This window comes from Ectothiorhodospira lacustris (assembly GCF_022227845.1).
Classification (GTDB): domain Bacteria; phylum Pseudomonadota; class Gammaproteobacteria; order Ectothiorhodospirales; family Ectothiorhodospiraceae; genus Ectothiorhodospira; species Ectothiorhodospira lacustris.
In genome coordinates, this window is sequence record NZ_JAJNQN010000006.1 from 56,142 (window position 1) to 82,613 (window position 26,472).

Sequence of the window (26,472 nt, forward strand, 5' to 3'; positions counted from 1 at the left end):
AAATTCTAGCCCGTATCGAGGGGACGCGGCCAGTCTTACGCCGGGTTGCCGAGCATGTCATCCAGTGCCCGCAGTCGTGCCACCGTCCCCACGTCCTGCCAGATTCCCCGATGATGCCGGCCGCCGACCCGCCCCTGGATCATCGCCGCGCGCAACAGGGGCGCCAGCGGGAAGCGCCCCGGTCGGCAGTCTGCAAACAGTTCATGCCGATACCAGCCGACGCCGGAGAAGGTGAGGCGGGGCTCGCCCGCCGCCATGATCCGCCCGTTGTTCTCATGGAAATCCCCCCTCGGGTGATGGGGCGGATTGTCCACCAGGACCAGGTGGGCCAGATCCTGTGCAGGCATTGTCGGCGGCGTCAGCGGGTGATCCGTCCAGACATCGCCATTGATCACCAGAAACGGGTTCGAATCCAGCCACGGCAGGGCCTGAAAGATTCCGCCGCCGGTTTCCAGTGCCTCGTCCTCGGGGGAGTAGCGGATGCGCAGTCCCCAGTGACCCCCGTCTCCCAGGTGTGCCCGGATCTGTTCCCCCAGATGGGCCAGATTGATGATCACGTCCCGATAACCGGCGGTGGCCAGACGCAACAGGTGGTACTCGATCAGGGGGCGTCCGGCCACCGCCAGCAGGGGCTTTGGGGTATGGTCGGTGAGCGGTCGCATGCGTTCGCCCCGACCGGCGGCCAGGATCATGGCGTGCATCAGTAGCGAGCCTCCGGCAGGCCCGGGGCCGGGTCCGGCAGGGTCGTCGCCAAGCCGTTCATGCGCGAGGGCTCCCAGGGCTGGTGCATGCCGTTGCGGGCCAGGGCCAGACGGTGGGTGTGGGGCAGGTGGGCGTCATACCAGGCCCGTACCGGGGCCAGGGCCGGGTGGGCCAGTTCCTGTTCCAGCAGCCGCCACAACCGCGGCAGGTGGCGCAGATAGGCGGGCTTGGCGTCCCGGCGCCACAGACGGGTGAAGATGCCGATGATCTTGGTGGTACGCTGGGCGCCCAGAATCCAGAAGCTGTCGTCCAGGGCGGTGGCATCCAGACCGGGGAAGGCGTCCCGGTAGCGTGCCATCATGGTCTCGGCCACCCCGGGGTCCACGTCCCGGCGGGCATCCCGGAGCAGGGATACCAGATCATAGGCGGGCGAGCCGATGAGGGCATCCTGGAAGTCCAGCAGGCCGCAGGCGGCGACCCCCTGGCGACCGGCCAGGACCATCAGGTTGTCCACATGGTAGTCCCTGAGCACCAGGGTATGGGGAAGGGCGCCGGTCTGAGGCAGGATGCCTTGCCAAGCAGTGACGAAGTCCCGGCGGATCTCATCGGGACAGCGGTCGCCCCTGGCTTCCGGCCAGTACCAGTCCAGCAGTAGCAGGGCCTCGTTGAGCAGTACGGATTCGCTGTAGGCCTCGATCCGATGGGCATGGTGATGGCTCCAGCTCCGGTGGAGGGCGATCAGGGCGTCGGTAGCCAGGCGGTAGAGTCCGTGTTCATCGGCGCCGTCCGCGAGGGCACGGCTGAAGGTGTGATCGCCGAAATCCTCCAGCAGCAGAAAGCCTTGCTCGGCATCAAAGCCATGGATGCGCGGGGCACTCAGGCCCAGTTCCCGGAGGATCTTTGCGATGTGCACGAAGTCGCCGGCGGACTCCCGGTCCGGCGGGGCGTCCATGATCACCCAACTGCGGTTGTATTCCCAGATTCGGTAATAGCGCCGGAAACTGGCATCGGCGGACAGCAGTCGGGGCATGGGGGTGTCTTCCCCGATCATTCCCCGTAGCCAGGCATGCAGATCGGCGCGTCGGGTATTGGGGGTGGCACTGGTTTTCATCAGTTTGCAGGGCGGGTTTCGGTGGGGGGACCTTCATTATTACACGCCTGCAGGCTTCGCCAAGCGCGGGTTCGCGATTGCGGAGGGTTTCCGCCGGACCCTATACTGCAGGCCAATATCCGGTACGTTTCAAGCGCGCACCCCGTTCGGTGCGGAAGGTATGCTGCATGCCCCATTCCAACTGGGCGATCTGGCCTGGGAGTCCCTATCCGCTCGGGGCCACCTGGGACGGTGAAGGGGTGAATTTCGCCCTGTTTTCGGAACACGCTGAAAAAGTGGAGCTCTGCCTGTTCGACCCCAACGGTCGGCGGGAGCTGGAGCGCATCGAGGTGCGCTGGCAGACGGACCTGGTCTTTCATTGCTATCTCCCGGAGGCCCGTCCGGGTCTGCTGTACGGCTATCGGGTCCATGGCCCCTATGAGCCGGAGGCCGGTCACCGCTTCAATCCCAACAAGCTGCTGCTGGACCCCTATGCCAAGGCCCTGCATGGCCAGGTGCGATGGAGCGATGCCCTGTTCGGTTATCGCATCGGTTCCAGCCGGGAAGACCTGCTCATGGATCGCCGCGACTCGGCTACCGGCATGCCCAAGTGCCAGGTCATCGATACCGCCTTCACCTGGGGGGATGACAGGCCGCCCCGCACCCCCTGGCATGAGACGGTGATCTATGAACTGCATGTGAAGGGGTTTACTGCGCTGCACACCCATGTCCATACCGCCCTGCGGGGGACCTATGCGGGCCTGGCCACGGCGCCGGTGATCTCCTATCTGCAGCGTCTGGGCGTGACGGCGGTGGAGATCATGCCGGTGCAGGCCTTTCTGGATGACCGGCACCTGGTGGAGAAGGGGCTGCGAAACTATTGGGGCTACAACTCCATGGGGTTTTTTGCGCCGGACATGCGCTACTGCGCTTCCGGTCATGTGAACGAATTCAAGACCATGGTGAAGACCCTCCACACGGCGGGGATCGAGGTGATCCTGGATGTGGTCTACAACCATACCGCCGAGGGCAGTCATCTGGGACCGACCCTCTCCTTCCGGGGTATCGACAACAGCGCCTACTACCGGCTGGTTCCCGAAGACCGGCGCTATTACATGGATTACACCGGTTGCGGCAATACCCTGAACATGCGCCATCCCCGGGTGCTGCAGCTCATCATGGATTCCCTGCGCTACTGGGTGCTGGAGATGCACGTGGACGGTTTCCGCTTCGATCTGGCCTCCGCCCTGGCCCGTGAGCTGCATGAGGTGGACCGGCTGGGGGCCTTCTTCGACATCATCCACCAGGACCCGGTGTTGTCCCAGGTGAAGCTGATCGCCGAGCCCTGGGATCTGGGGGAGGGGGGCTATCAGGTGGGCAACTTCCCTGTGGGCTGGACCGAGTGGAACGGTCGCTACCGGGATACCGTGCGGGCTTTCTGGAAGGGAGAGCACGGACTGATCGGTGACATGGCCTATCGTCTCACCGGTTCTTCAGACCTGTACGAGTCCAATGGACGTCGTCCCTATGCCAGCATCAATTTTGTTACCTGCCATGACGGGTTCACCCTGGAAGACCTGGTGGGCTACAACCACAAGCACAACGAAGCCAACGGCGAGGACAATCGGGATGGGGAAAACCACAACCTGTCCTGGAACTGCGGCGCGGAGGGACCCACGGACGACAAGGAGATCCTGGATCTGCGGGCGCGCCAGAAGCGCAACATGCTGGCCACCCTGTTCCTGTCCCAGGGCATCCCCATGCTGCTGGCGGGGGATGAGCGCGGGCGCACCCAGCGGGGCAACAACAATGCCTACTGCCAGGATGCGCCGCTGTCCTGGGTGGACTGGGAGCTGGATGAGCATGCCCGGGATCTGATCCCGTTCGTGCAGTATCTGATCAGGCTGCGCAAGGATCATCCCGCCCTGCGTCGGCGACATTTCTTCCAGGGACGCCCCATCATGGGGGCCGGGGTGAAGGATCTGGCCTGGCTGCGCCCTGACGGTGAGGAGATGAAGGAAGAAGACTGGCAGCAGGGCTTTGCCCGCAGCCTGGGCATGTTCATCGCCGGTGATCTCTTCGAGGAGTATGACGAGCGCGGCCGCCGGGTGCGGGATACGGACATGATCCTGCTGTTCAATGCCGGCCACGAGCCGATCTCGTTCCGGCTACCACCGGAGCCTGCCCGTACCCGCTGGGAAGTGCTGCTGGATACGGTCTATCCTCGCGGACCCCGCCCGGACCACCGGATGTTTCACAGCCATGAGGTGTATCCCCTGCAGGCGCGGGCGGTGGTGCTGATGCTCAATGCCAGCCGGCCGGTGCGGCGGCAGAACGGCGGCGACTGAACGTCACCGGGTCAGACCATGCTGATCCGGTCTGCGGCGTTTTCCAGGGGCGCCGCCGTCGGGTGATGGGGCGCGCTGTCGGTATCGGTCTCGCTGAAGGCGTAAACCACCTCCGTATCGATGCGCCCGTCGGCGTGAAGCTGTAGCCGCCGGTAGGCCGGGGGCAGGAGGTCGAGCTGGAAATTGCGGGTGCGGGGGGCGAACTGCACGCAGGTGGAGGGGGTGCCCATGAGCCGGACCCCGTTGCGGACCTGATCCACCTGCTGGTGCACATGTCCGAACAACACGCCGCGAACCTGCGGATGCCGGTCCAGTACCTGGAAGAAGGCTTCGGTGTTGCGCAGGTTGATGGCATCCATCCAGGTGCTGCCTACGAATACCACCGGGTGATGCAGGGAAACCAGGGCGTTGCGGGCAGGGTGACGGGTGAGCACTTCATCCAGAAAAGCCAGCTCGCCCTCATCCAGGTGGCCGTGGGGTTCACCGTCCACGACGCTGCACAGACTGACGAACAGCCACTCGCCCCGGGACACGGCCTTGCGGCAGCTGAGGTTGTCCTTGCAGAGCACGTCCTCCATGACCTGGGGGTCATCATGGTTGCCGGCCAGACACTGGATGGGCCAGGGCAGGGGGTTGAGCAGGGTGCGCAGCCGGCGATAGGCGCCAGCGACCGGGTCATGCACCAAGTCGCCGGTGGCCAGCATGAGGTCCGGCGCCTTTTCCCGGCGGCGGATCTGCTCCAGCACCAGCCGGAGGCTGTGATCCGTATTGATGCCGGAATTCATGATATCCCCGGGGCGTTCGCGCAGATGCAGGTCGGTGATCTGAATGATGCGCTGCGGTCTTGCGAAGGGTCCATTCAGGCTCATAAGCGACTTCTCCTTGACCCAAACGGGTTCCATCGATACTCAGGCAGTTTGATGCATGTACGGCAGGTTGGTTTCCGAGTATAACGAAAGAGTTTGACGCTGCCTTGACAGGCTGCATGGAATCGGTCTTTTTGGAGACAAATGAGCATGTCCAATCTCACCACGGAGCTGGATCAGCGTCTGCAGGCCTATCTTTGGTCGGTTTCCCTGCGCGAGCCCCCGTTGTACCAGCGTCTGCGGGAGGAAACGGCCCATCTGCCCGAACACAACTTTCAGGTGGCCCCTGAACAGGGGCAGTTCCTGGCCTTGTTGGTGGAGTTGACCGGTGCCCGCCGGGTGCTGGAGATCGGCAGCTTTACCGGTTACAGTGCCCTGTGGATGGCGGGTGCGATGCCGGAAGAGGGGCGCATGGTCTGTTGTGACGTCAACGAGACCTGGACCGGGATTGCCCGCCGTTACTGGGAGGAAGCGGGATTGGGTGATCGCATCGAGCTGCGGCTGGCCCCGGCCATGGATACCCTGGATGGCCTGCTGGCGGACGGTGCGGCCGGTACCTTCGACCTGGCATTCATCGATGCGGACAAGGCCAACTATGTCCACTATTACCGTCGCTGCCTGCGGCTGGTGCGTCAGGGTGGGCTGATCTGCCTGGACAATACCCTGTGGGCCGGCCGAGTGGCGGACCCGGATGACCATGCCCCGGAAACCGAGGCCATCCGGGCCTTCAACGCCTTGATTCATGAGGACCCCGCGGTGAGCCTGAGCCTGGTTCCCATCGGGGATGGGCTGACGGTGGCCCGGAAACGCTGAGCCCTGCTCCCCCGGCGGTGAAGAGGAGGGTATACTTCGTCCTTTCACCCTCTCCGGTCTTTTCGGCAGTGAGGATCCGTGATGAACGTCGATCTGCCCGAAGGGTATCGTCCCGATGCGGATGAGCCCTACATGTGCCCCAGACATCTGAGCTATTTTCGCCGTCAGCTGCTGCAATGGCGTGACGAACTGCTGGATGAGTCGGAGCAGACCATCCGCAATCTTCAGGAGGAGCAGTGGCGGGAGCCGGACCCCAACGACCGGGCCAGCCGTGAAAGCGATGCCAGCCTGGAGCTGCGCACCCGGGATCGCTACCGCAAGCTGCTGGGCAAGATCGACGCCGCCTTGCGGCGCATCGATGACGGCAGCTACGGTTATTGCGAGGAGACCGGCGAGCCCATCGGCCTACGCCGTCTGGAGGCCCGTCCCATCGCCACCCTGTGCATCGAGGCACAGGAGCGGCATGAGCGCGACGAGCGCTTCTCCTGATCAGGCCGTGATCAGCCCGGCTTGCGTCGGGCCTCCGGCAGGGGCTTGATGAAGATCTTGGAATTGCGCTGATAGTTGTACATCTGCTGCCGGGTGATGGGCAGGGCCTTGAGTTCGCCCGGCTCGAACCCCCGTTCCCGGAACCAGTGGGCGGTTCGCGTGGTGAGGACGAACAGCCGTGTGATGCCCATGGTCCGTGCCTGTGACTCCAGATATTCCGCCAGCATCTCGGCGCGACCGCCCCCCCGATAGTCGGCGTGGACCGCCACGCAGGCCAGTTCTCCCACCTGCTCCTCCGGGAACGGATACAGGGCCGCGCAGGCCAGGATCATGCCGTCCCGTTCGATCACGGAGAACCGTTCGATCTCCAGCTCAAGCTGCTCCCGGGAACGGCGCACCAGGATACCCTCCGCCTCCAGCGGCTGGATGAGTTCCAGAATGCCGCCCACATCCTCGATCTGCGCCTGGCGCAGACGTTCGAAGCGTTCGCCGGTGATCAGGGTGCCGGCCCCTTCGCGGGTATACAGCTCCATCAGCAGGGCGCCGTCCTGGCACCGATCGACGATATGTACCCGCTCCACCGCCTGACGACAGGCGGTGATGGCGCTGCGCAGGTGGGCGGCCAGTTCATCGGGGATGCTGCGTGGTCCCTGGAGCAGTTCCTCGGCCTGGTCCGCCGTGAGATGGGTGATGGGGACCTGATCCCCGTCCCGCAGGTCCTGGGTGTCGCTGAAGAAGATCAGCTTGTCCGCCTTGAGCGCGACGGCGGCAGCGATGGCCACGTCCTCGGCGCTGAGGTTGAAGATCTCGCCGGTGGGGGAGTAGCCCATGGGCGGCAGCAGGACCATCTCGCCGGACTGGAGGTGTCGCCGCAGTCCTTCCGTATCCACCCGGCGAACCTCGCCCGTGTGCAGGTAATCCACCCCGTCGCGCACCCCCAGAGGGCGGGCGGTGACGAAATTGCCGGAAGAGACCCGCACCCGCACCCCGGACATGGGGGTATTGGCCAGTCCCATGGACAGCAGGGCCTCGATCTCCACCCGCAGGGAACCGGCGGCATCCTTGACCGCCCGCAGGGCCTGCTCGTCGGTGACCCGCAGGCCGTTGACATAGCGGATTTCAGCCCCTTGGGCGCGTAGCCGCGCCTCGATCTGTGGGCGTGCCCCGTGCACCAGCACCAGACGGACCCCCAGGGTCTGCAGGATGGCGATGTCGTGGAGCAGGGCGGCAAATCCCGGCTGCAGGGCCGCCTCGCCGCCGAAGGCGATCACAAAGGTGCGATCCCGGTGGGTGTTGATATAAGGGGCGGCGTCGCGGAACCAGGCGACGTGGGGGGCGATGGGGGCGTGTTTCAATACCTTGATGTCCTGAAAGCTCGGTGGAAAGGGTCATATCCTAATAGAATCGGACCCCAGGCCGACATCCCCCGGCCGGCGGGTTTTCCATCATGGCGACATCCGTCAGGTCCATCAGCCGGACGAGTTTTTGGGTCTGGATCAGACCAAACCCGCCCAGGACCTGATCAAGGGGCTGATACAGCGGTTTTGCTATCGTTAAGTGGTGTAGACTTCTCGTCATCTTCCCGGCTCTACGGGCCCCCTTTCCGTCCCGGTCCTCCCTTTAGTGATCCGCCCCGCCCAGCTTTCCGATATCCCCGCTCTGCTGGCAATCGAGCAGCGATGCTTTTCCAGTGATCGACTCTCCCGCCGCCAGTTTCGCTACCTGCTGACCAAGGGTAAGGCCCATACCCTGGTGTTTGACGAAGGGGAGGGGATTCTGGGGTATGTGCTGCTGCTGTTCAGTCGCGGCACGTCCATGGCCCGACTGTATTCCATTGCCGTGGATGGTGCCGCCCGCGGACGGCGTCTCGGCCTGCAACTGGTGGAGGCCGCTGAAACCGAGGCCCGGGAACAGGACTGTGCCTATCTGCGCCTGGAGATTCGCAAGGACAATCAGGCCTCCATCCGCCTGTTCGAATCCCTGGGCTATCGCCGCTTCGGCGAGTACGGGGATTACTACGAAGACCACATGGATGCCTGGCGTTACGAAAAATCCCTGGCGCCGCATCTGCAGCCGGACATGGTGCGGGTGCCTTTCTACGAACAGACCCTGGATTTCACCTGTGGACCTTCATCGGTGATGATGGCCATGAAGGCGCTGGACCCCGCCATGCACATGGATCGGCGTCTGGAGCTGCGTCTGTGGCGAGAGGCTACCACCATTTTCATGACCGCCGGACATGGGGGGTGCGGCCCTTTCGGTCTGGCGCTTTCCGCCGCCCATCGCGGCTTCGGGGTGGAACTCACCCTGAACGACGAGCGCATGCCCCTGCTGGATTCCGTGCGCAGTGAGGAGAAGAAGGAGGTCATGCGGCTGGTGCAGGAGGACATGCTGGATGAGCTGCGGGAGCGGTGCGTACCGGTCCATTACGGTACCCTGAGCGCGGCGGATCTGCGCGCCCGTTTCGAGGCCGGGGGCATCCCGGTGGTGCTGATCAGCTCCTACCAGATCTACGGTGAGAAGTTTCCCCACTGGGTGGTAGTGACCGGTTTTGATGATCACTTCATCTACGTGCACGATCCCTTCGTGGATTATGACAACGGTGAAACCCCAATGGATTCCATCAATATGCCCATCCTGCAGCGGGATTTTGAGCGCATGGCCCGGTACGGCAAGGCCGGGCTCAAGGCCGTGCTGGTGGTCTATCCTCGTTCGTAGTCTTCCCCACCACAAAAAGGAGAACACTATCCATGTCGGATCACGTCCTGCTCATCGAGCAGCCCGGGGACTGGAAGCCCCATTTCCCCGAATACCCCGTGGTGGTGGCTGAGGACTACCTCACCAATCCCAGGTATTCCAGTCATACCCGTCTGCGGGTCATCAACCTGTGCCGCAGTCACCGTTACCTGAGCGAAGGCTATTACTGCTCTCTGCTGGCGGAAGCCCGTCAGCACAAGGTGGTGCCCACGGTGCGTACCCTGCAGGACCTGTCCAGAAAATCCATCTACAGCCTGGATACCGAGGACATCGACCGCAAGGTGGCCCGGGTGCTGGGGCGCAAGCGTGCCGGCCTGCAGCCCACCGCCTTCGAGATCACGGTCTTCTTCGGCCAGTGCGCCCCCAAGGAAATGCACGAGATCGGCCAGCAGCTGTTCTCCATCTTTCGGGCGCCCATGTTCAAGGTGGAATTCAGGCTGGTCGGTCAGTGGCGCATCGAAGCCATCAAGCCCCTGGCCCTGAACAGCCTGACCCCGGAGCAGGAAACGGCCTTCTTCGAGGCTCTGGACCATTATCTCAAGCGTCCCTGGCGCAAGCCGCGGGGGCCGCGAAACTTCAAGTATGACCTGGCCATCCTGCAGAACCCGGACGAGGATCTGCCGCCGTCCAATCGGGCGGCGCTGAACCAGTTCGTTCGCCAGGGCAAGGCCCTGGGGCTGGAGGTGGACCTGATCGACCGCAAGGATTTCGGCCGTCTGGCCGAGTTCGATGCCCTGCTCATCCGCGAGACGACCCGGATCGACCATTACACCTACCGTTTTGCCCGCAAGGCGGACAGCGAGGGGATGGTGGTGATCGATGATCCGGATTCCATTCTCAAGTGCACCAACAAGGTCTATCTGGCGGAACTGCTGGCGGGACAGAAGGTGCCCACGCCTAAGACGCTGATCCTGCGCAAGGAGAACATCCTGGCGGCCGAGGAGGTGATCGGCTATCCGGTGGTGCTGAAAATCCCCGATGGTTCCTTTTCCCGGGGGGTGTTCAAGGCGGAGGACCGGGCGGCGCTGGAAGAGATCAGCAAACGTCTGTTCAAGGAGTCGGATCTGATCCTGGCCCAGGAATTCGTCTACACGGAATTTGACTGGCGAGTGGGGATTCTGAACAAGCAGCCCCTGTACGTGTGCCAGTACCTGATGTCCAAGAAACACTGGCAGATCGTCAACCACCAGGCCAAGGGCAGCCTGCGCCAAGGTGGATTCCGCACCCTGCCGGTGGATCAGGCCCCCCCCTTGGTGGTGAAGACGGCCCTCAAGGCTGCCAACCTGATCGGTGACGGCCTGTACGGCGTGGATCTCAAGCAGACCGAGCGCGGCGTCATGGTGATCGAGGTGAATGATAATCCCAATCTGGATGCGGGCGTGGAAGACGAGGTACTCAAGGAGGGACTGTATCAGGCCATCATGAAGGACTTTGTACGGCGTCTGGATCTGATGCGCAGGCGTTGATGTATCACGGCTGTTACACCCGGCCCGAGGTTGCTGAAAGTCGCTTGGGTAAAGGTGCGTACTTGATCTTCACGGCACTGAAGGCGGGGCGGGGTGTAACAGCATAGATACAGTTTTGGCGGGGTAAATCGGCACTATCCCGCAAAAATATGGGCGGCCTATTCTTAAGTATCTATTAATACTGGTTTTTTCCTTTGCTGGCTCGGTCCTTGCTCAATGAGCCCTCGGGTACGGCAGGTCGTATGCACCTGCATATCCGAACCTGGCCCATGTGAGGAGGAACGATTTCATGATGACTTTCAAGAAGACTGCGATTTCAGCCGCTGTTGCCCTGGCATTCGGCCTTTCCGGCGCTGCATGGGCGGATGTTGGTAATCCCGGTGACGGTGATGGCGACAGAAGCGCACAGGGTGCTTATGATTCCTTCAACGCCACTGCCGCGGATTCCTTCAACAATACGGCATCGGACTCCGGCAACAACAGCTGGACCGACTCTGCCAACGACAATTCCGATAACAGCCTGAACACGAGCATTGCCGATTCCGGCAATACCCAGGCGGACAACAACTCCGATAACAGCCTGAACACGAACATCGCCGATTCCGGCAATACCCAGGCGGACAACAACTCCGATAACAGCCTGAACACGAGCATTGCCGATTCCGGCAATACCCAGGCGGACAACAACTCCGATAACAGCCTGAACACGAGCATTGCCGATTCCGGCAATACCCAGGCGGACAACAACTCCGACAACAGCCTGAACACGAACATCGCCGACTCCGGCAACAACATGTCGGACAATTCGAACAATTCGGATAATTCCAATAACTCCGACAACAGCCTGAATACAAGCATTGCCGACTCGGGCAACAGCCAGGCGGACAACAACTCCGACAACAGCACCAACACCACTATTGCCGACTCGGGCAATAACCAGTCGGACAACAGCCTCAATACGAGCATTGCCGACTCCGGCAACAGCCAGGCCGACAACAGCACCAATACCAGCATTGCCGATTCCGGTAATAACCAGTCGGATAACAGCATCAATACGAGCATTGCCGACTCGGGCAACAGCCAGGCGGACAACAACTCCGACAACAGCACCAACACCAGCATTGCCGATTCTGGCAATAATCAGTCGGATAACAGTATCAACACCAGCATTGCCGACTCGGGCAACAGCCAGGCGGATAACAACTCCGACAACAGCACCAATACCAGCATCGCTGATTCCGGCAATGACCAGTCGGACAACAGTATCAATACCAGCATCGCCGATTCCGGCAATGATCAGTCGGACAACAGCATCAATACCAGCATTGCCGATTCCGGTAATGATCAGTCGGATAACAGTGTGAACGGCTCATTCAATATCTCCGACTCCGGTAATGATCAATCGGATAATTCCGATAATTCCGATAACAGCATCAATGACTCCTTCAATACGAACATTGCCGACTCGGGCAATAACTCGTCGGATAATTCCAATAACTCCGATAACAGTGTCGTGACTACGACGACCATCGATAACAGCGTGGCTGACTCTTTCAATGTCAACATTGCTTCCATGGTGGTGTCTGAAAATGACCTGAGCGGTGCGGTGACGGATACCTATTTGTACATTGAAGGGGAAGGCAGCTATAACTCTTCCAACATGATTGGGGACAGCGGATTCAGCAACTCCGCAGGTATCACCCAAGTGGCACAGAATGCCGGGACCAACAGCTTGGTGCAGCAACAGGTGTCTGTCCAGGCTCACCTGGGTCTGCCGGGCGGGAATGGTGGCAGCAACTGAGAGATGGACCTGAGTTCGTGATGGCTCAGGTACTGCGCGAACGGCGGACTTCATGTCCGCCGTTCGCGGCTGAAACCAAATCCCAGACTGTGGAGGTATGCGAGGATGTTCGGGTACGAAAAGTCAAGAGCAGTCCTTGCCGGCACCACCATGCTGCTGATGGTAGGAACGACCATGCTCCTACCTGTTCATGCAGATGATTTTGCTTTGCCCGTCGCGGTGGATGTGGACACTCTGGAGATGCAGAGGGCCAAACAAAATATATCGACCCTTCAGCTGAGTCATATGACTTCCAATGCGGGTCTTTCGAATACAACCATGGAGGGGGTATTTTCCAGCGGGGACAACGTCCTGAGTATGGGTGTATTGGAGCACGCTCAGGGTATCAATACGATCATTCAAAATACGGGACATAATGTCATCATCCAGGAGTCCCTGATACTGAATGTCAATGTTTCACCCTGATGCCGTGATGGCGAGGCTATTTGTCGTGGGCATGCTGGTCGGTGCTGTCATGCTGACCCTGCCCGCCGGTTTGCAGGCATCCGGGGTGGTGCATGTTCCGGGTCTTGTGGGCAGCCATGAGGTGGGCGTGACCAGCCTGCAGGCGATGCGCTTCAAGACGGTGATCCGTCAGCGCTATGACTTCAGTTGCGGATCCGCGGCACTGGCAACCTTGCTGACCTATCATTACGGACGGCCTGTTTCGGAACAGGATACCTTCAATGCCATGTTCGAAATGGGAGACCAGGAACGGATCAGGATGCAGGGTTTTTCCATGCTGGACATGAAGCGCTATCTGCAGACACGACAGGGGCTGGGGTCGGACGGGTTTCGTCTCCCCCTGGAAAAGCTGGATGAGTTGGGTGTGCCGGCCATCGCCCTGGTGGATATTGACGGGTATCGGCACTTTGTTGTGATAAAGGGGATTCGTGACGGCCGTGTATTGCTGGGGGACCCGGCCTTGGGTGTTCGGGATTACTCCGTGGCCGGATTCAAGGATATCTGGAGCAACGATATCCTGTTCCTGATCCGTGACGAGGTCAGCCGTGGTCGTGAGCATTTCAATGCGCCGGTGGCTTGGGATGCGCTGACGAAACCACCCTACGGGACGGCACTGGCACGCGATGGGCTGTCCAATTTCATACTGTCCCTGCCCAGGGCTTCCGACTGGTAGTTGAGGAGGGCATATGGGTGACGTGCTGCATGGCATGGTTCGAAGGATGGCCGTCTTTCTGTGGGTGGCGGCAACACCGTTTGCCTCGTCCAAGGCGGACCCCTCCTTCCTGGAGTCCCTGGAATGGGCGCGGGTGCCGGATGCTGAACTGGCAGAGCAGCGCGGGGGGCTGGTGCGGCGAGGTGGTTTCGAGCTGACGCTGGGCCTGGAGCGCATCACCGCCATCAATGGTGAGGTGATGGCCCACACCGTCCTGCTTGACTCGGCCGGTACGCGCGTGGGCCTGGAGGCTTTGGGTGGCCTCCACGTCATGACCGGGTTGGACGGCATGCGGATCGAGCAGCTTTCCGGGGCCGGGTGGGCCACCGTCATTCAGAACACGCTGAATGAGCAGATGATCGTCAACCACACCATCATGAATATCGGTCTGGCCGGCCTGGACCTGTCCCGGATGGAACTACAGCGTGTCATGGATGCGGGCCTGATCCAGGGATTGCGCAGCTACTGATCCTTGAGGGCTGAAAATGCCTCAGAATCTGATTGGAAAACGCAGGGACACCTGCGCATCCGGTGCTGCGGAGGTGGCACCGATACCGACGGAGAAGTTCATGCTGGTTCGGTCCGACAGGCGGTGGGACAGGCCCCATAGAAAGGTTCCCACCTGCACGCGGTCAAAGGTCGGATTGAGAGGGTCTCCTAATTCGCGCTTGGTTTTGAACACGATGCTGTGGTCATAGCCGAAACTCAAGGAAGTTCGATTGTTCAGGGCAAATCCGGTCCCCAGGCTGAAGCCCAGGGCATTACCCGGGTCGATCTTGCCTTGGTCATTGCCCACGTCCCTTTCCAGGTTCCACACATAGCTGATGTTGCCGTAGATCACGGCGGGGTCTGTGGAGTAAATGACCGTGAGGCTGGGCTGTACCGCCCAAAACCCTGAGCCGGTAGGCTGTTCAAGGAAGATATCAACGCCAGGGATTTCTTCTCCGGTACTGTCTTTTGCCGGCACCCGGTCCACCTCAAAAGGTGAGGTTCCCGTGGTGCTTTTGACGCGCAGATTGCCGATAAAGAAAGGCTTCCCGGTGACTGCGCGATTGAACTGATAATGTAAACCCAGTTCAATATCGCCAAGTCCCATGCCATCGGACCCTGTGACCTGGTCCGCGGGTGTCCCCACCAGAATCTCCCGGCGTCGCAAGGACTCATCCCGCCAGACGTAGGGAATCCGCAAGCCCACTTCCACCCGGTCGGTCAGGCCATACCGCAGGGCGATGGCCGCCGTGAGGGTGTCCCTTTGCACCTCGCTGACGTCGATGAGCCCGATGGCGATGGCCGGCAGGATGGTGAAGCCGTCGATGGCCACGGTGGTGGATGAACTGTGGATGTACTGTAATGAGGGTTCCACCACCCACTTGCCCTTTGGGGTGAGCAGTCCACGCTCTTCGAAGACCGCTGCCACATCGGCCTGCCGCTGATCCTCGGGGGGGCGTTCCCCCACGACTTCCGGGGTCTGCGCCCAGGCCGGGGATGAGGCCAGGTAGATGGAAAGGATGGAGCCGGTTGCGAAAAATACGAATTTCCCAGACTGTGACATGCAGTCATTCCTATGTGGGCAGGTCTATGTGGGGGTGATCCTGCATGGCTGAAACGTTTCAGGGATTGCTGGACACGGACTGCCGCGTGGGTTCTTGCCCCGATAACGGGATGTCATGGCGGCGGGCCAGTCGGTACAACGTGATGCGCGAGACGTCGAGCCGACGTGCGGCGGCGGAGACATTCCCTTCGCAGAGTTGCAGGGCATCCAGGATGGCCTGGCGTTCGGCATCCGCGCGGATGGTCTCCAGGCTGGCGTGTTTGCTCTCGGCGACCAGGACATCCTCCAGTCCCAGGTCCACCGGCTGGATGTAGCGATGTTCGCACAGTACCAGCGCTCGCCGTACCCGGTTGATCAGTTCGCGGACATTGCCCGGCCAGCGATGGTCACGAATGGCCTCCATGGCGGCCGGGCTGAACCCCTTGACCGGGGTGGTCCGATCAGTGGAAAACTTGCGGAAGAAATGCCTGGCCAGCAAGACCGAGTCGCAGCCCCGCTCCCGGAGTGGGGGCATCTCGAAGCGGAGGACATCCAGTCGGTAGTAGAGGTCTTCCCGAAAGCGTCCCGAATGGACCGCGGCTTCCAGGTCCACATGGGTGGCGGCGACCACCCGGACATCAACCTTTTCCTCATGATCGCTGCCCACCTTCTGGACCGTCTGGTTCTGCAGGAATCGCAGCAGGGCTGCCTGGACTTCCAGCGGTAGGTCGCCGATCTCATCAAGAAACAATGTGCCGCCGTTGGCCGCCTGAACCCGGCCTGCCCGGGCCTTGTGGGCCCCGGTGAAGGCCCCGCGCTCGTGGCCGAAGAGTTCGGACTGGATCAGGGAGGCGGGGACGGCGGCGCAGTTGATGGCCTCAAAGGGGCCGTCGGCCCGCGGGGACTGGTCATGGACCGCCTTGGCGGCCACTTCCTTGCCGGTGCCGCTTTCTCCGGTGATGAGTACCGGGGCGCTCACCCGGGCCACCTTTTCAATGGTACGCATCACCTGGATCATGGACGGGTTTTCCCCGATCAGGGGGCTGTCCCGAAGCTTCACGGGGAGAATGGGGGTCGTGTGGAGCAGTTGCGCCATCCCCGAGGCATGGCCGAGCACCACTTTCAGGCGATAGGGATCAATGGGCAGGGAGTGAAAGTCGTGGCAGCAATGGCGAAGCAACTCTCTGATCCGGTTGTCCCACAGCAGAGAGGGTTCCACCAGGGCCACCCATTCGGTGTCGCGGTGCCGGCGCAAAAAGGCTTCCAGGTTCGGCAGGGTGTTCAGGGTGGGCGGCTGCAGCAGGAAGGCGCCGACCGGCACGGGGTTCTGGCGCAGGAACGCCTCGGCTTCGGCCAGGGTTGTAGCCGCAAGCACATGCCAGTTGCTGCCCAGCGGCGGTGGGCTGGGTGCCTGGGAAAAGTCGATCCAAAGTAGCCGGTGATGGGAATCTCGGCCTGGGTCCATGTGGTACTCCCCCGGTACGTCCCTTTCCTTGGCGGCGTGTGACAGATGACCGTGGATTTGAATGCATTAATCGCGCCGTTTTTTTTAAATTTATTAATTACAGAGACTTATCGTTATTTCTTATGGGTGAAGGTTATTTTATGTAAATAATTTCGACGATTCGGGCGAATCAGCGGGGCAGTCCTGTCACGGTTTGCCCGGACTGAACCCCGTGATCCTGGAACCATCCTCGGCGCATCTCCAGGGCATAGCGGGCCGCTCCCGTGGAATGGTGCAGGGTGCGACTGTGGGGTTGCATCCGGGCGATGTTCAGGATTTGCCCCTCCTCGTCGATGAATGCGACGGAGAGCGGCAGGGGCGTGTTGAGCATCCACATGGCCACCGGTTCGGGCTGCTCCCAGACGAAGAGCATGCCGTGGTCCGGGGGCAGGGATTCCCGGAACATGAGTCCCCGGGCACGCAGGTCGGCGGTGTCGGCCACTTCGGCGGTCAGATGATGGGTGCCGATCTGCAGGGGGATGATGGCCAGGGTGCCGGAGTCCGATGCCTCACCGCCTGCCTGCTCCTGGGTGGGCAGGCAGGCGGTGACCAGCAGTGCCGGCAGCAGCACCAGCAGCGGCAGGCCCATTCCCATCAGCATCTTTCCGGAAAGCCCAGTTCGTCCAGGCGCTCGGCCAGGGTGTCCCGCAGGGTCGGGTCGGCATCCACGGTGACGGTGCCCGCGGCCACGTCCACCGCCACTTGGTGGACCCCGGGTATCTGTCCCAGGCCTTTCTTAATGCTGTTGGCGCAGGCGCCGCACTGGATGTTGCTGACATTGAGGGTGATGCTCATGGATCGGACCTCCTTTAATGACGGAATCTTCGGGGGCTGAACAAGTCATCCCCGTGTTTAACAGGACATGGCCCCGTTTGAAAAGGTCACCTCCTTAATAGGTTACCTCCTTCTTAGCACGTCATTCCCGCGAACGCGGGAATCCAGTCGCAGGCCGGCCCCTGGGCTCCCGCTTTCGCGGGAGTGACCATGCATGAATGGAGGGGAGTGACCGTGCATGAATGGAAGGGGGGGGCGGCGGTCGGTGTGGTGTAACCCGCCCGCTTTTTTTCTGTCCCGTGAGCCGACGGTGTAAACTGTGCGGTCTTGGCAGCATTTCGGAGTTCACCATGCCCCAGTACAGATCCCGCACCTCCACCCATGGCCGTAACATGGCCGGCGCCCGCGCCCTGTGGCGTGCTACCGGCATGAAGGACGGCGATTTCGGCAAGCCCATTATCGCCATCGCCAACTCCTTCACCCAGTTCGTCCCCGGGCACGTACACCTCAAGGACCTGGGCCAGCTGGTGGCCCGCGAGATCGAGAAGGCCGGCGGCGTGGCCAAGGAGTTCAACACCATCGCCGTGGACGACGGTATCGCCATGGGCCACGGCGGCATGCTCTATTCCCTGCCGTCCCGGGAGCTGATCGCCGACGCAGTGGAGTACATGGTCAACGCCCATTGTGCCGATGCCCTGGTGTGCATCTCCAACTGTGACAAGATCACCCCCGGCATGCTCAATGCCGCCATGCGGCTGAACATCCCCGTGGTGTTCGTCTCCGGCGGCCCCATGGAGGCGGGCAAGGTGACCCGCGGCGAACAGGTCATCAGCCTGGACCTGGTGGATGCCATGGTGGCTGCTGCCGATCCCCATGAGAGCGATGAAACCGTGATGGAGTACGAGCGCTCTGCTTGTCCCACCTGCGGTTCCTGTTCCGGCATGTTCACCGCCAACTCCATGAACTGCCTCACCGAGGCCCTGGGCCTGTCCCTGCCGGGCAACGGTTCCCTGCTGGCGACCCATGCCGGGCGCCGGGAGCTGTTTCTGGAGGCGGGGCGCCTGGTGGTGAATCTGGCCAGGCGTTACTACGAGCAGGACGACACCGCCGTGCTGCCCCGCGCCATCGCCAGCCGCGAGGCCTTCGAGAATGCCATGAGCCTGGACATCGCCATGGGGGGCTCCACCAATACCGTGCTGCACCTGCTGGCGGCGGCCCGGGAGGGGGAGGTGGATTTCACCATGGCGGACATCGACCGCCTCTCCCGCAAGGTACCCAACATCTGCAAGGTGGCCCCGGCCACCCAGAAGTATCACATGGAAGATGTGCACCGGGCCGGTGGTGTGCCGGCGATCCTGGGTGAGCTGGACCGTGCCGGACTGCTGCACCGGGGTGTGCCCACGGTACACAGCCCCACCCTGGCCGATGCCCTGGCGCGTTGGGATGTGGCCGCAAGCGATGCCGCCGAGGCCCATGAACGCTTCCTGGCCGCCCCCGGCGGCGTGCCGACCCAGGAGGCCTTCTCCCAGTCCCGGCGTTGGGATGCTCTGGATCTGGACCGGGATCAGGGCTGCATCCGTGCGGTGGCACATGCCTATTCGAAGGATGGCGGACTGGCGGTGCTTTACGGCAACCTGGCTCCGGAAGGGTGCATCGTCAAGACCGCCGGGGTGGACGAGAGCATCCTGGTGTTTTCCGGCCCGGCCCGGGTGTTCGAAAGCCAGGACGCGGCGGTGGCGGCGATCCTGGGTGATCAGGTGAAGGCGGGGGATGTGGTGATCATCCGTTATGAAGGCCCTCGCGGTGGCCCGGGGATGCAGGAGATGCTCTACCCCACCAGTTACCTGAAGTCCAAGGGGCTGGGCAAGGCCTGCGCCCTGGTGACGGACGGACGTTTCTCCGGCGGCACCTCGGGCCTGTCCATCGGGCATGCGTCCCCGGAGGCCGCCGAAGGCGGCAACATCGGTCTGGTGGAAGAGGGTGACATCATCGAGATCGATATCCCGGCGCGGGTGATCCGCATGGCCGTGGAGGACGCGGAGCTTGAGCGTCGGCGGGCGGCCATGGAGCAGCGGGGTGACAAGGCCTGGCAACCGCTGGACCGTCAGCGGGTGGTGAGCCAGGCGCTCAAGGCCTATGCCCTGATGGCCACTTCCGCAGCGCGGGGTGCGGTGCGGGATATTTCCCAGCTGCAGGTGAAGCGGTAGGTTTTTCGGCGTTTCCCCTCACCCCAACCCCTCTCCCGCAAGGGGAGAGGGGCTTTTCCTGCATCCTTCCAAAGGGATTTGATTGCCTATGGCGAGGTTCTCCCTTCTCCCCCGGGGGGAGAAGGGCGGGGATGAGGGGGGAAGCATAACCCCGGCTAAAGGGTGATCGTCTCCTCGTACGCCGGCACCCGGGCATCGATGCCGTGTTCCTGCCGCAGCAGGTTCGCCAGCGCATCCCGGGCCCGGGGTTCGCCGTGCACCATGTAGAACACCGGCTTGTCCTTGAACCCCTTCGCCCAGGCCACCAGCTGACGCTGCCCCGCATGGGCGGAGAACCCGCCCAGGGTGTGTATTTGGGCCTTGACCGCCACTTCGCTGCCCAGCAGCTTGACCCGCTGCACCCCGTCCACCAGCATGCGTCCCAGGCTGCCCCGTGCCTGGAAGCCCACGATCACTACGTGGTTCTGTTTGCGCCACAGGTTGTACTTGAGATGGTGGCGGATGCGCCCGCCGGTACACATGCCGGCGCCGGCGATGATGATGGCCCCGGACTTGATCCGATTGATGGCCATGGACTCATCCATACGGCGGGTGAACTGCAGGATGGGCAGTGATGCCTCCAGGCGCTCTCCGGAGGCCTGGCGGAGCTGCTTGAGATCCTTGCCGTTGAGGGCGCCGCGGCGCCTGGCATACAGTTCCGTGACCTGGATGCCCATGGGGCTGTCCAGGAAGACCTTCTGTTGGGGCAAGCGGCCCTCATGGTAGAGCATGCCCAGGTGATAGAGGATTTCCTGGGTCCGCCCCACGGCGAAGGCAGGGATCAGCACGTTACCGCCGTCCCGGTCCGCCTGGGTCAGGATCCGGGCCAGTTCTTCCAGAGTGTCCCCCAGGGGACGATGATCCCGATCGCCGTAGGTGCTTTCCATGAGGACCACGTCGGCATGCTCAGGCTGGGTCGGTGCGTGCATCAGCGCGGAGTCGGGGTTGCCCAGGTCGCCGGAGAACACCAGGTGCCGCTTGCGCCCGCCGTCATCCACGATCAAATCCACAATGGCTGAGCCGAGTATGTGGCCCGCATCGCGAAAGGTCAGGTGAATGTCCGGGGTCACGGATTCCGCCCGGCCATAGGGTAGGGGTCGGCAGAGTATCAGGGTGGCATCCACGTCTTCCTGGGTGTAAACGGGTTCGATCAGGGGTTTGTCTGCCCGTTCCCGCCACTTGTTCTCCCATTCAATGTCCTTGGACATGACATGGGCGGCGTCCCGCAGCATGATTCCCAGCAGTTCCAGGGTTGAATCGGTGCAGTAGATGGGACCCTGGAAGCCGTCGCGCACCAGCTTGGGCAGCAGACCGGCATGATCCAGGTGGCCGTGGGAGATGACCACGGCGTCCACTGTTTTGGCCAGGTGGCCGAGGGAGCGGCGGTTGGCTTTGTCGGCCTCCGCACCGCCCTGCTGGATGCCGCATTCCAGCAACAGGCGGCTCTGTTGGGTTTCCAGCAGATAGCGCGAGCCGGTGACTTCGCCGGTGGCACCCAGGAAAGTAAGCTTGGACATGTTCAGAGGATTCCCATGGTGTTGGTGAACTTGCCTGAATGGGATGTTCGGATCATCGCTCCCGGCGATAGATCAGGTCCATGCTCTGGGCGTCGGTACCGGATCTGGTTTCCAGGCTCAAGGTCCTTGTGAGCTGGTAATTGAGCATCACCGTGGAGCTCTGTTGGAACAGCCCCATCGCGTAGCGCAGATACAGCCTGGGGGAGAGATAGCGTCCCATCATCAGGGCGGCATCGTCCAGGTCCGTGCCGGTGTCCACCGCGAATTCGTCCAGGCCCAACTGCTGCCCGATACGGTCGGTGATGAAGGCGCCCCGCTCAATGCCGTACATGGCAATGGCCGAGGCAATGGCGCCGGCATCCGTCTCGCTGCCACCGGATAGGGGGCGGCCGGTGACCAGAAAGGCGAGGGCCTCGCTGTCTTCCATCGCCGGATCGGAGAAGACCCGTGAACGGGGCTCCTCCAGGGTGCCGATGATTTCGATGCCCACCAGCACGTCATGGACCGGTATGCGTCGGGAGGCCCTCAGATTAAGGCCGGGGTTTTCCGGCGGCCCCTGGAACAGGAACACCCCGCGTTCCACGGTCAGATCCTGGCCATAGGATCTGTAGCGCCCTTCATCGACCCGCACTTCACCGATCAGTCGTGTGGACATCCCCGGCGTCTCCTGAACCATCACGTTGCCGCTGAGCCGCGCCTCCAGGCCGAAGCCGCTGATGCGGACCTGCTCGCCCAGGATCACCCTGACCCGGGCGATCACCTGTAGGGGCAGGGTCTCATCGGTGCCGGCATCGATGATGATTTCGTCCCGGGACACGGAGACCGCCTGCTGGGGCATCTCCAGCAAAGTGAGTGTGGCCTCGGGAATGGTCACGTCGCCCCTGACGATCACCCGTTCACCCTGCACGGTGATGCTGAGGTCCGGGCTGATCAGCAGTTCCACATCAGGGCGTCGGGCGGCCTGGAAGCGCTCGCCCTGAATGCTCAGGCTGACGGGGTATTGGTTACCCGGGTCCAGCAGGGCATGGCCGCTCAGAGACAGCCGTCCGGGTCCGGAACGTACACCGCCATCAAACACCAGGCGCTCAGTCCCTTCGTTGCGGGCGGTCAGGGTCAGTTCATCAAGGCTGATCCCCAGATCCGGGACCTGCATGCGGCCGTCGGTCAGGGTGATCTGCCCGTCGATCAATGGATCGGATAAGGTGCCGGCCAGGGTCAGGTCGGCACCGATCCGGCCTGCCGGTTCCCGGATCTGGGGTACCAGCATCTCCAGCCAGCGCAACTCGGTCAGGTCGGCTCGGGCAATGCCCTGCAGGGTCAGTTCACCGTCCGGCCGAGGCTGGGCGGTGACCCGGGCATTGACGGTGCCGCCCTCCAGAAACCCGAATTGCAGGGTTGTCTCGATGTCCCGGTTTTCAACCCGCAGGTCCACACGGGCCTGCTGGTAGGCGATGATCTGCTCATCGCCCTCCAGCCCCTGTACGCGCAGGTTGCCGTCACTGGGCAGGATCCGGGCCTCCAGGCTCAGGTGTTCATCCAGCCGCAGGTCGGCCCGGGCGTCCAGATAGCCGTCCAGTTGCAGATTCGGAGGCAGCAGGGGCGTCAGGCCCTCCAGGGCCAGATCCGACAGGCGTAGCCGGGCCTGGCCGCCGGCACCGTCGGACCAGGTGCCGTCCAGGCAGAGTCGGGCCTCATTCTGCAGCAGGCAGAGTTGTCCCAGTTCGGCGCTTTGGGCCGACGCTCGTAGGGGGACGGGGGTTTCCAGTTGCCAAGTGCCCGCCAGGGGCTGGTCCAGGTTGAGACGGGTAAGGCGGCCGCTCCAGGCCGTGGGAACCGAGTCAGCCAGGCTGCCCGCCAGGCTCAGGCCCAGTCGCCCCTGGTCGGCGTCCAGATCCAGCCGGATCTGGTGATCGTCACCCCGCCCTTCTCCCGTCAGGGTCAGGCGTTCCAGGTTCAGGGCCTCGCCCAGGCGCAGTGCCTCGACGGTCAGGTTCAGTTGCAGCGGGCTCTGAGGTGAAAGGCCGGCCCGCAGGTCCAGATTCAGACGACGCAGGTTCAGATCGCCGTAACCCATGCCCTGGCCCTGGGCCGTGGCGGTGATCTGCGGGCTGTCCAAGGGACCCTGAACCTGTCCGCGGGCCTGAAGCCGGCCTTCCAGGCCGGGCCACAGCCCCGGCAGGTCCGGGGCCTGCAGGTCAAAGGCCAGATCCAGACGTTCCGTAACCGTACCCCGGGCGTTGAGACGGTTGTCACCTACGGCAAGCTGCAGGCCGGGGGATTCCAGATGGGTGCCGGTCACGTCGATCCGGCCCTGTCCACGCACGGGGAACCCGCGCAGGTTGCCGGATAGCTCGCGCAGATCAATCCGGGTTATGACTCCCCGGGTGTCATCCAGGCGCCCTTCGCTGCGCAATCCCAGCTGCAGTCGGCCGGGCAGATCGGCGACAAACCGGCCGGGCTCCAGATTCCGCCCCTGCAGGTCCAGTGCCCAGGCCAGGCCTTCGTGCCAGGTCACCCGGCCGCTCAGATCCAGGTCACCCGCCTCGCTGCGGATGGAGAGGGGAGTCGGGTGCAGGGATTCCATGTCGCCCTCGGCGGCCAGGCTCAGGGTGAGGGTAGGCCATTGATCCAGGGTAACGGCGGTGTCCAGGTTCAGGGTATAGGCATCAGGTCGGCCCCGGGTTACCAGCCTACCCTCTGCCAGGGTGAGGGACCCTGCTTCCGCCAGATCAAGGGTGAGGGCCTGCCAGTGGTGGGTCAGGTCCACGGACAGGGCGGTGATGGGGTTTTGTATCTCACCCTCACTGACGAGAGCCACGGGGGCAAACACCCGGTGATGGAGCGTCAGCCGGGTCAGATCACCCTGCATGGTGAGCTGTCCCCGGGCCTGCTCGGCGTTCGGCAGGAGGTCGCCGGCAGCCTCGGGCAGGGGCAGGTTCCAGTCCAGCCCCAAGTCCACCGGGTAGGGCTGCGCCAGTCCGGCGCGGCCCGCGGCCAGGACATGGGCGAGCGGGCTTTCCATCGCCAGGTGACGGATCAGTACGTGTTCCTGATCCAGATGCAGGGACAGGCGCAGGCTGTCCACTGCCAGGGGTTCGGCCTCGGGGCCGGTGCGAAAGCGGATTTGCCGGATCTGTCCCTCGGGCAGGTTCACCACCACCGGCATGGGGATCGACTCGGGGAGGCTGAAGGGCTCGTCGGCAGGCGGCGCGTCCGGGTCCGGGGTGAGGGTTAGATCCAGCTCCGCCGCCTGCAGGGTGAGTACCTCGATCCGCAGTCCGGTCAGCGGCAGCAGGGCTACCCGGACCTCCAGGTGGGCCAGTTCGGCGGTGACGGCGTCGTGGCGGTACCGGACATCCCGAGCGGTCAGGCCCTTGAGCAGATTGCCTTCCAGGCGCCCGATCTCCAGCTCTCCGGGGATGACGCCGCCCCCCACCTGTACCAGTAGCCGGGCACCGGACTGGGTGCCCACCAGGAAGGTGAACAGGGTGAACAGCAGCAGAACGATCAGCAACAGTGCAGCAAGAAGACGCCGGATCACAGATCCATTCCCATGGTCAGGTGCAGACGGAAGTTGTCATCGCCGTCGATGGGATGGGCGATGTCCACCCGGATGGGGCCGATGGGTGAGCGCCAGCGTACCCCGGCACCGATCCCGTAGCGGGCATTCCATTCGTTGAGATCATTGAAGGCGTTGCCGCCGTCGGCAAACACGGCCACGCTCCATTGGTCTGCGAACGGGTAGTCCATCTCGATGCTGCCGCTGGCCATGTGGCGGCCGCCGATGATGTCGCCGTCGTCGTTGGTGGGCCCCAGTTTCTGGTAGCCGTAACCACGTACGCTGTTGTCACCGCCAGCGAAGAAACGGATGGAGGCGGGTAATTTGGCGAAGTCCTGCACGGAGGTGGTGCCGGCATCGGCCCGCAGCAGCAGGCGTCCTTCCCCCAGGGGCATGATGTACCTGGCGCGGCCGGTGGCCTGGGCGAAGCTGATCGAAGACAGCAGCTCCTCGGATGCCCCGCGCAGGCTGAAGTTCAGGCGCCAGCCCCGGCGCGGGAAGATGGGATGGTCCGCCTGTACGCGCGACATCTGGAATCCGGGCATGAGCAGCGTGGTGCTGTCACGGACATCGGCCACTTTGAAGTCTTCGCGCTCGAACACCAGTGAGCGGGTCTGGATCCATCCCGAGGGTAGTTGTCGCAGATGGGCGATGCCCAGGCCGTAGACGTCACTCTCGGAGGTGTCGGTGCTTTCGCTCTGGTAGCCGGCGGTGAGGTTGATGCGTTCCCGGGCCGGATCACCCAGGGGGATCTCATAGCCGATCCCCACCCGGGTATTTACCGCTGAGACTTCCAGTTCGGCGTTATAGCGGTGGCCGGCCCGGTTGGCGCGGTGGTTTTCCACCCCCAGGCGCACGCGCGGTCCCTTGTCGGTACTGGCCCCGATCCCGGCCAGGTAAGACCACTTGTTGCGCGGGGTCAGGGTGATGTGAATGGGGACCTCCAGGTCCTCTGCCTCATCGGCGCGGGGGTCCACGCGCACGTCGCTGAAATAGCCGCTGTTCATGAAGGCCTGCTGCATGCTGATCAGGCGGCGACTGTCATAGACATCCCCCTGTTCGAACGGGATGAATTTACGCACCAGCCTGTCATGGAAGGTGTCCTGCTCCAGCGTGACCGGACCCAGGAAATAGCGGGGACCGCTTTCCAGATGGACCACCAGGTCCGCTGCCTGTTCCTGTACGTCGACCCGCATCTGGCTGGTGGCGATGCGGGCATCCAGGTAGCCCCGTGCCGTTGCCTGGCGGTTGAGGCCGCTCTTGATCTGTTCGTAGCGATCGTGGCGGAGCCGATCACCGGGGCGGATGGGTGGGGACTGGAGCAGTTCATCGAAGGCGGGATCCTGTTCCGCCTCGCCGATGACCCGGAGGTCCAGGCTGCGGACCCGCACCGGGGGGCCGGGCTCCAGGTCCACCTGCAGGGACCAACAGGCTTCGTTGCGCTGGAAGTCCAGGGTGAACCGGGGTTCATAATGCCCCAGGGCACGCAGGGCACTGCGGATTTCCCGGTCGGCGGCACGCAGCAGGGGGCGTTCCCGCCACTCGGGCAGATCGCATCCCTCCCGGGACAGGCCCATATGGGCACGAATGTTGTCCGTGATTTCATCGCCCACATCGGAAATGCGGATGCTGGGCTCGCCCTGGGCCAGGCCGGGGAGCAGGCCCAGCAGCAGGATGAGCACGGGCAGCGGGCGCCTGGCGGGGCCAAGGTGTCCGGCAGGCGGGTGAAAGGCGGTCATCAATGACGGCGTCCTGGTCTTGTTTCCCTATCAGGTTAGCCGCAAAGCTCACCG

General features: G+C 62.9%; 21 protein-coding genes. 10 read left to right on the forward strand and 11 right to left on the reverse strand.

All coding sequences use genetic code 11. The features are described from left to right. Positions 1-35 precede the first annotated feature (35 nt). Positions 36-701 (reverse strand): N-acetylmuramate alpha-1-phosphate uridylyltransferase MurU, encoded by a 666-nt coding sequence (gene murU / locus LQ956_RS06290; RefSeq protein ID WP_238629413.1) that lies wholly within the window; start codon positions 699-701, stop codon positions 36-38. Next, positions 701-1,813, reverse strand: a complete 1,113-nt coding sequence (locus LQ956_RS06295; protein WP_238621741.1) for an aminoglycoside phosphotransferase family protein — start codon at positions 1,811-1,813, stop codon at positions 701-703. Before LQ956_RS06295 ends, murU begins: the two co-directional genes overlap by 1 nt. A gap of 167 nt (positions 1,814-1,980) precedes the next feature. Here LQ956_RS06295 and glgX point away from each other — a divergent pair, with 167 nt between their 5' ends. Further along, positions 1,981-4,140, forward strand: coding sequence for a glycogen debranching protein GlgX (gene glgX / locus LQ956_RS06300; protein WP_238629414.1), 2,160 nt, complete (start codon positions 1,981-1,983; stop codon positions 4,138-4,140). Between the two features lie 11 nt (positions 4,141-4,151). On the opposite strand, the gene cpdA is transcribed toward glgX, so the two are convergent. Next, complete coding sequence (gene cpdA, locus LQ956_RS06305) at positions 4,152-5,009, reverse strand: 3',5'-cyclic-AMP phosphodiesterase (RefSeq protein ID WP_238629415.1); 858 nt, start codon at positions 5,007-5,009, stop codon at positions 4,152-4,154. Between the two features lie 147 nt (positions 5,010-5,156). On the opposite strand from cpdA, the gene LQ956_RS06310 reads away from it, so the two are divergent. Both LQ956_RS06310 and dksA read left to right on the forward strand, forming a co-directional pair. Next, positions 5,157-5,819, forward strand: a complete 663-nt coding sequence (locus tag LQ956_RS06310) for an O-methyltransferase (RefSeq protein WP_238629416.1) — start codon at positions 5,157-5,159, stop codon at positions 5,817-5,819. An 81-nt stretch (positions 5,820-5,900) separates the two neighbouring features. Beyond that, the gene (gene dksA / locus LQ956_RS06315; protein ID WP_238621737.1) at positions 5,901-6,308 is read left to right on the forward strand and encodes an RNA polymerase-binding protein DksA; all 408 of its coding nucleotides are present in this window, start codon (positions 5,901-5,903) and stop codon (positions 6,306-6,308) included. Between the two features lie 11 nt (positions 6,309-6,319). Here the strand turns inward: dksA and argA are convergent, their stop codons facing one another. Then, on the reverse strand, positions 6,320-7,663 hold the full coding sequence (argA, locus tag LQ956_RS06320; protein WP_238621736.1) for an amino-acid N-acetyltransferase: 1,344 nt from the start codon (positions 7,661-7,663) through the stop codon (positions 6,320-6,322). Positions 7,664-7,931: 268 nt separating this feature from the next. On the opposite strand from argA, the gene LQ956_RS06325 reads away from it, so the two are divergent. The 6 genes from LQ956_RS06325 to LQ956_RS06350 all read left to right on the forward strand — a co-directional run bounded on the left by LQ956_RS06325 (position 7,932) and on the right by LQ956_RS06350 (position 14,017). Next, positions 7,932-9,026 (forward strand): peptidase C39 family protein, encoded by a 1,095-nt coding sequence (locus tag LQ956_RS06325; protein ID WP_238621735.1) that lies wholly within the window; start codon positions 7,932-7,934, stop codon positions 9,024-9,026. Positions 9,027-9,058: 32 nt separating this feature from the next. Next, positions 9,059-10,531, forward strand: a complete 1,473-nt coding sequence (locus LQ956_RS06330; RefSeq protein WP_238629417.1) for a RimK family ATP-grasp domain-containing protein — start codon at positions 9,059-9,061, stop codon at positions 10,529-10,531. 289 nt (positions 10,532-10,820) lie between these two features. Beyond that, positions 10,821-12,332 carry a beta strand repeat-containing protein gene (locus LQ956_RS06335; protein WP_238629418.1) on the forward strand — a complete coding sequence of 504 codons (1,512 nt, stop codon included), beginning with the start codon at positions 10,821-10,823 and terminating at the stop codon, positions 12,330-12,332. Positions 12,333-12,437: 105 nt separating this feature from the next. After that, positions 12,438-12,797 carry a hypothetical protein gene (locus LQ956_RS06340; RefSeq protein ID WP_238623554.1) on the forward strand — a complete coding sequence of 120 codons (360 nt, stop codon included), beginning with the start codon at positions 12,438-12,440 and terminating at the stop codon, positions 12,795-12,797. Beyond that, positions 12,778-13,509, forward strand: a complete 732-nt coding sequence (locus LQ956_RS06345; protein ID WP_238623553.1) for a C39 family peptidase — start codon at positions 12,778-12,780, stop codon at positions 13,507-13,509. Before LQ956_RS06340 ends, LQ956_RS06345 begins: the two co-directional genes overlap by 20 nt. A gap of 13 nt (positions 13,510-13,522) precedes the next feature. Then, the gene (locus LQ956_RS06350; RefSeq protein WP_238629419.1) at positions 13,523-14,017 is read left to right on the forward strand and encodes a hypothetical protein; all 495 of its coding nucleotides are present in this window, start codon (positions 13,523-13,525) and stop codon (positions 14,015-14,017) included. A gap of 21 nt (positions 14,018-14,038) precedes the next feature. Here the strand turns inward: LQ956_RS06350 and LQ956_RS06355 are convergent, their stop codons facing one another. The 4 genes from LQ956_RS06355 to LQ956_RS06370 all read right to left on the reverse strand — a co-directional run bounded on the left by LQ956_RS06355 (position 14,039) and on the right by LQ956_RS06370 (position 17,378). After that, positions 14,039-15,100, reverse strand: coding sequence for a transporter (locus LQ956_RS06355; RefSeq protein WP_238629420.1), 1,062 nt, complete (start codon positions 15,098-15,100; stop codon positions 14,039-14,041). A gap of 58 nt (positions 15,101-15,158) precedes the next feature. Further along, a complete protein-coding gene (locus LQ956_RS06360) occupies positions 15,159-16,544 on the reverse strand; it encodes a sigma-54 dependent transcriptional regulator (protein WP_238622791.1) in 1,386 nt (461 codons plus the stop codon). Positions 16,545-16,713: 169 nt separating this feature from the next. After that, positions 16,714-17,178, reverse strand: coding sequence for a DUF192 domain-containing protein (locus LQ956_RS06365; protein ID WP_238629421.1), 465 nt, complete (start codon positions 17,176-17,178; stop codon positions 16,714-16,716). After that, on the reverse strand, positions 17,178-17,378 hold the full coding sequence (locus LQ956_RS06370) for a heavy-metal-associated domain-containing protein (RefSeq protein WP_238622793.1): 201 nt from the start codon (positions 17,376-17,378) through the stop codon (positions 17,178-17,180). The genes LQ956_RS06365 and LQ956_RS06370 overlap by 1 nt, the downstream gene beginning before the upstream one ends. A gap of 329 nt (positions 17,379-17,707) precedes the next feature. Between LQ956_RS06370 and ilvD the strand changes: the two genes are divergently transcribed. After that, positions 17,708-19,564, forward strand: a complete 1,857-nt coding sequence (ilvD, locus tag LQ956_RS06375) for a dihydroxy-acid dehydratase (protein WP_238629422.1) — start codon at positions 17,708-17,710, stop codon at positions 19,562-19,564. A gap of 155 nt (positions 19,565-19,719) precedes the next feature. Here ilvD and LQ956_RS06380 read toward each other — a convergent pair whose 3' ends face one another. Genes LQ956_RS06380 through LQ956_RS06390 form a run of 3 tightly spaced genes read right to left on the reverse strand, consistent with a single transcriptional unit; the run spans position 19,720 to position 26,418 of the window. Then, positions 19,720-21,120, reverse strand: a complete 1,401-nt coding sequence (locus LQ956_RS06380) for an MBL fold metallo-hydrolase RNA specificity domain-containing protein (RefSeq protein WP_238622795.1) — start codon at positions 21,118-21,120, stop codon at positions 19,720-19,722. A gap of 52 nt (positions 21,121-21,172) precedes the next feature. Beyond that, the gene (locus tag LQ956_RS15050; RefSeq protein ID WP_238629423.1) at positions 21,173-24,661 is read right to left on the reverse strand and encodes a translocation/assembly module TamB domain-containing protein; all 3,489 of its coding nucleotides are present in this window, start codon (positions 24,659-24,661) and stop codon (positions 21,173-21,175) included. Then, positions 24,658-26,418 carry an autotransporter assembly complex protein TamA gene (locus tag LQ956_RS06390; protein WP_238629424.1) on the reverse strand — a complete coding sequence of 587 codons (1,761 nt, stop codon included), beginning with the start codon at positions 26,416-26,418 and terminating at the stop codon, positions 24,658-24,660. The genes LQ956_RS15050 and LQ956_RS06390 overlap by 4 nt, the downstream gene beginning before the upstream one ends. Positions 26,419-26,472 lie beyond the last annotated feature (54 nt).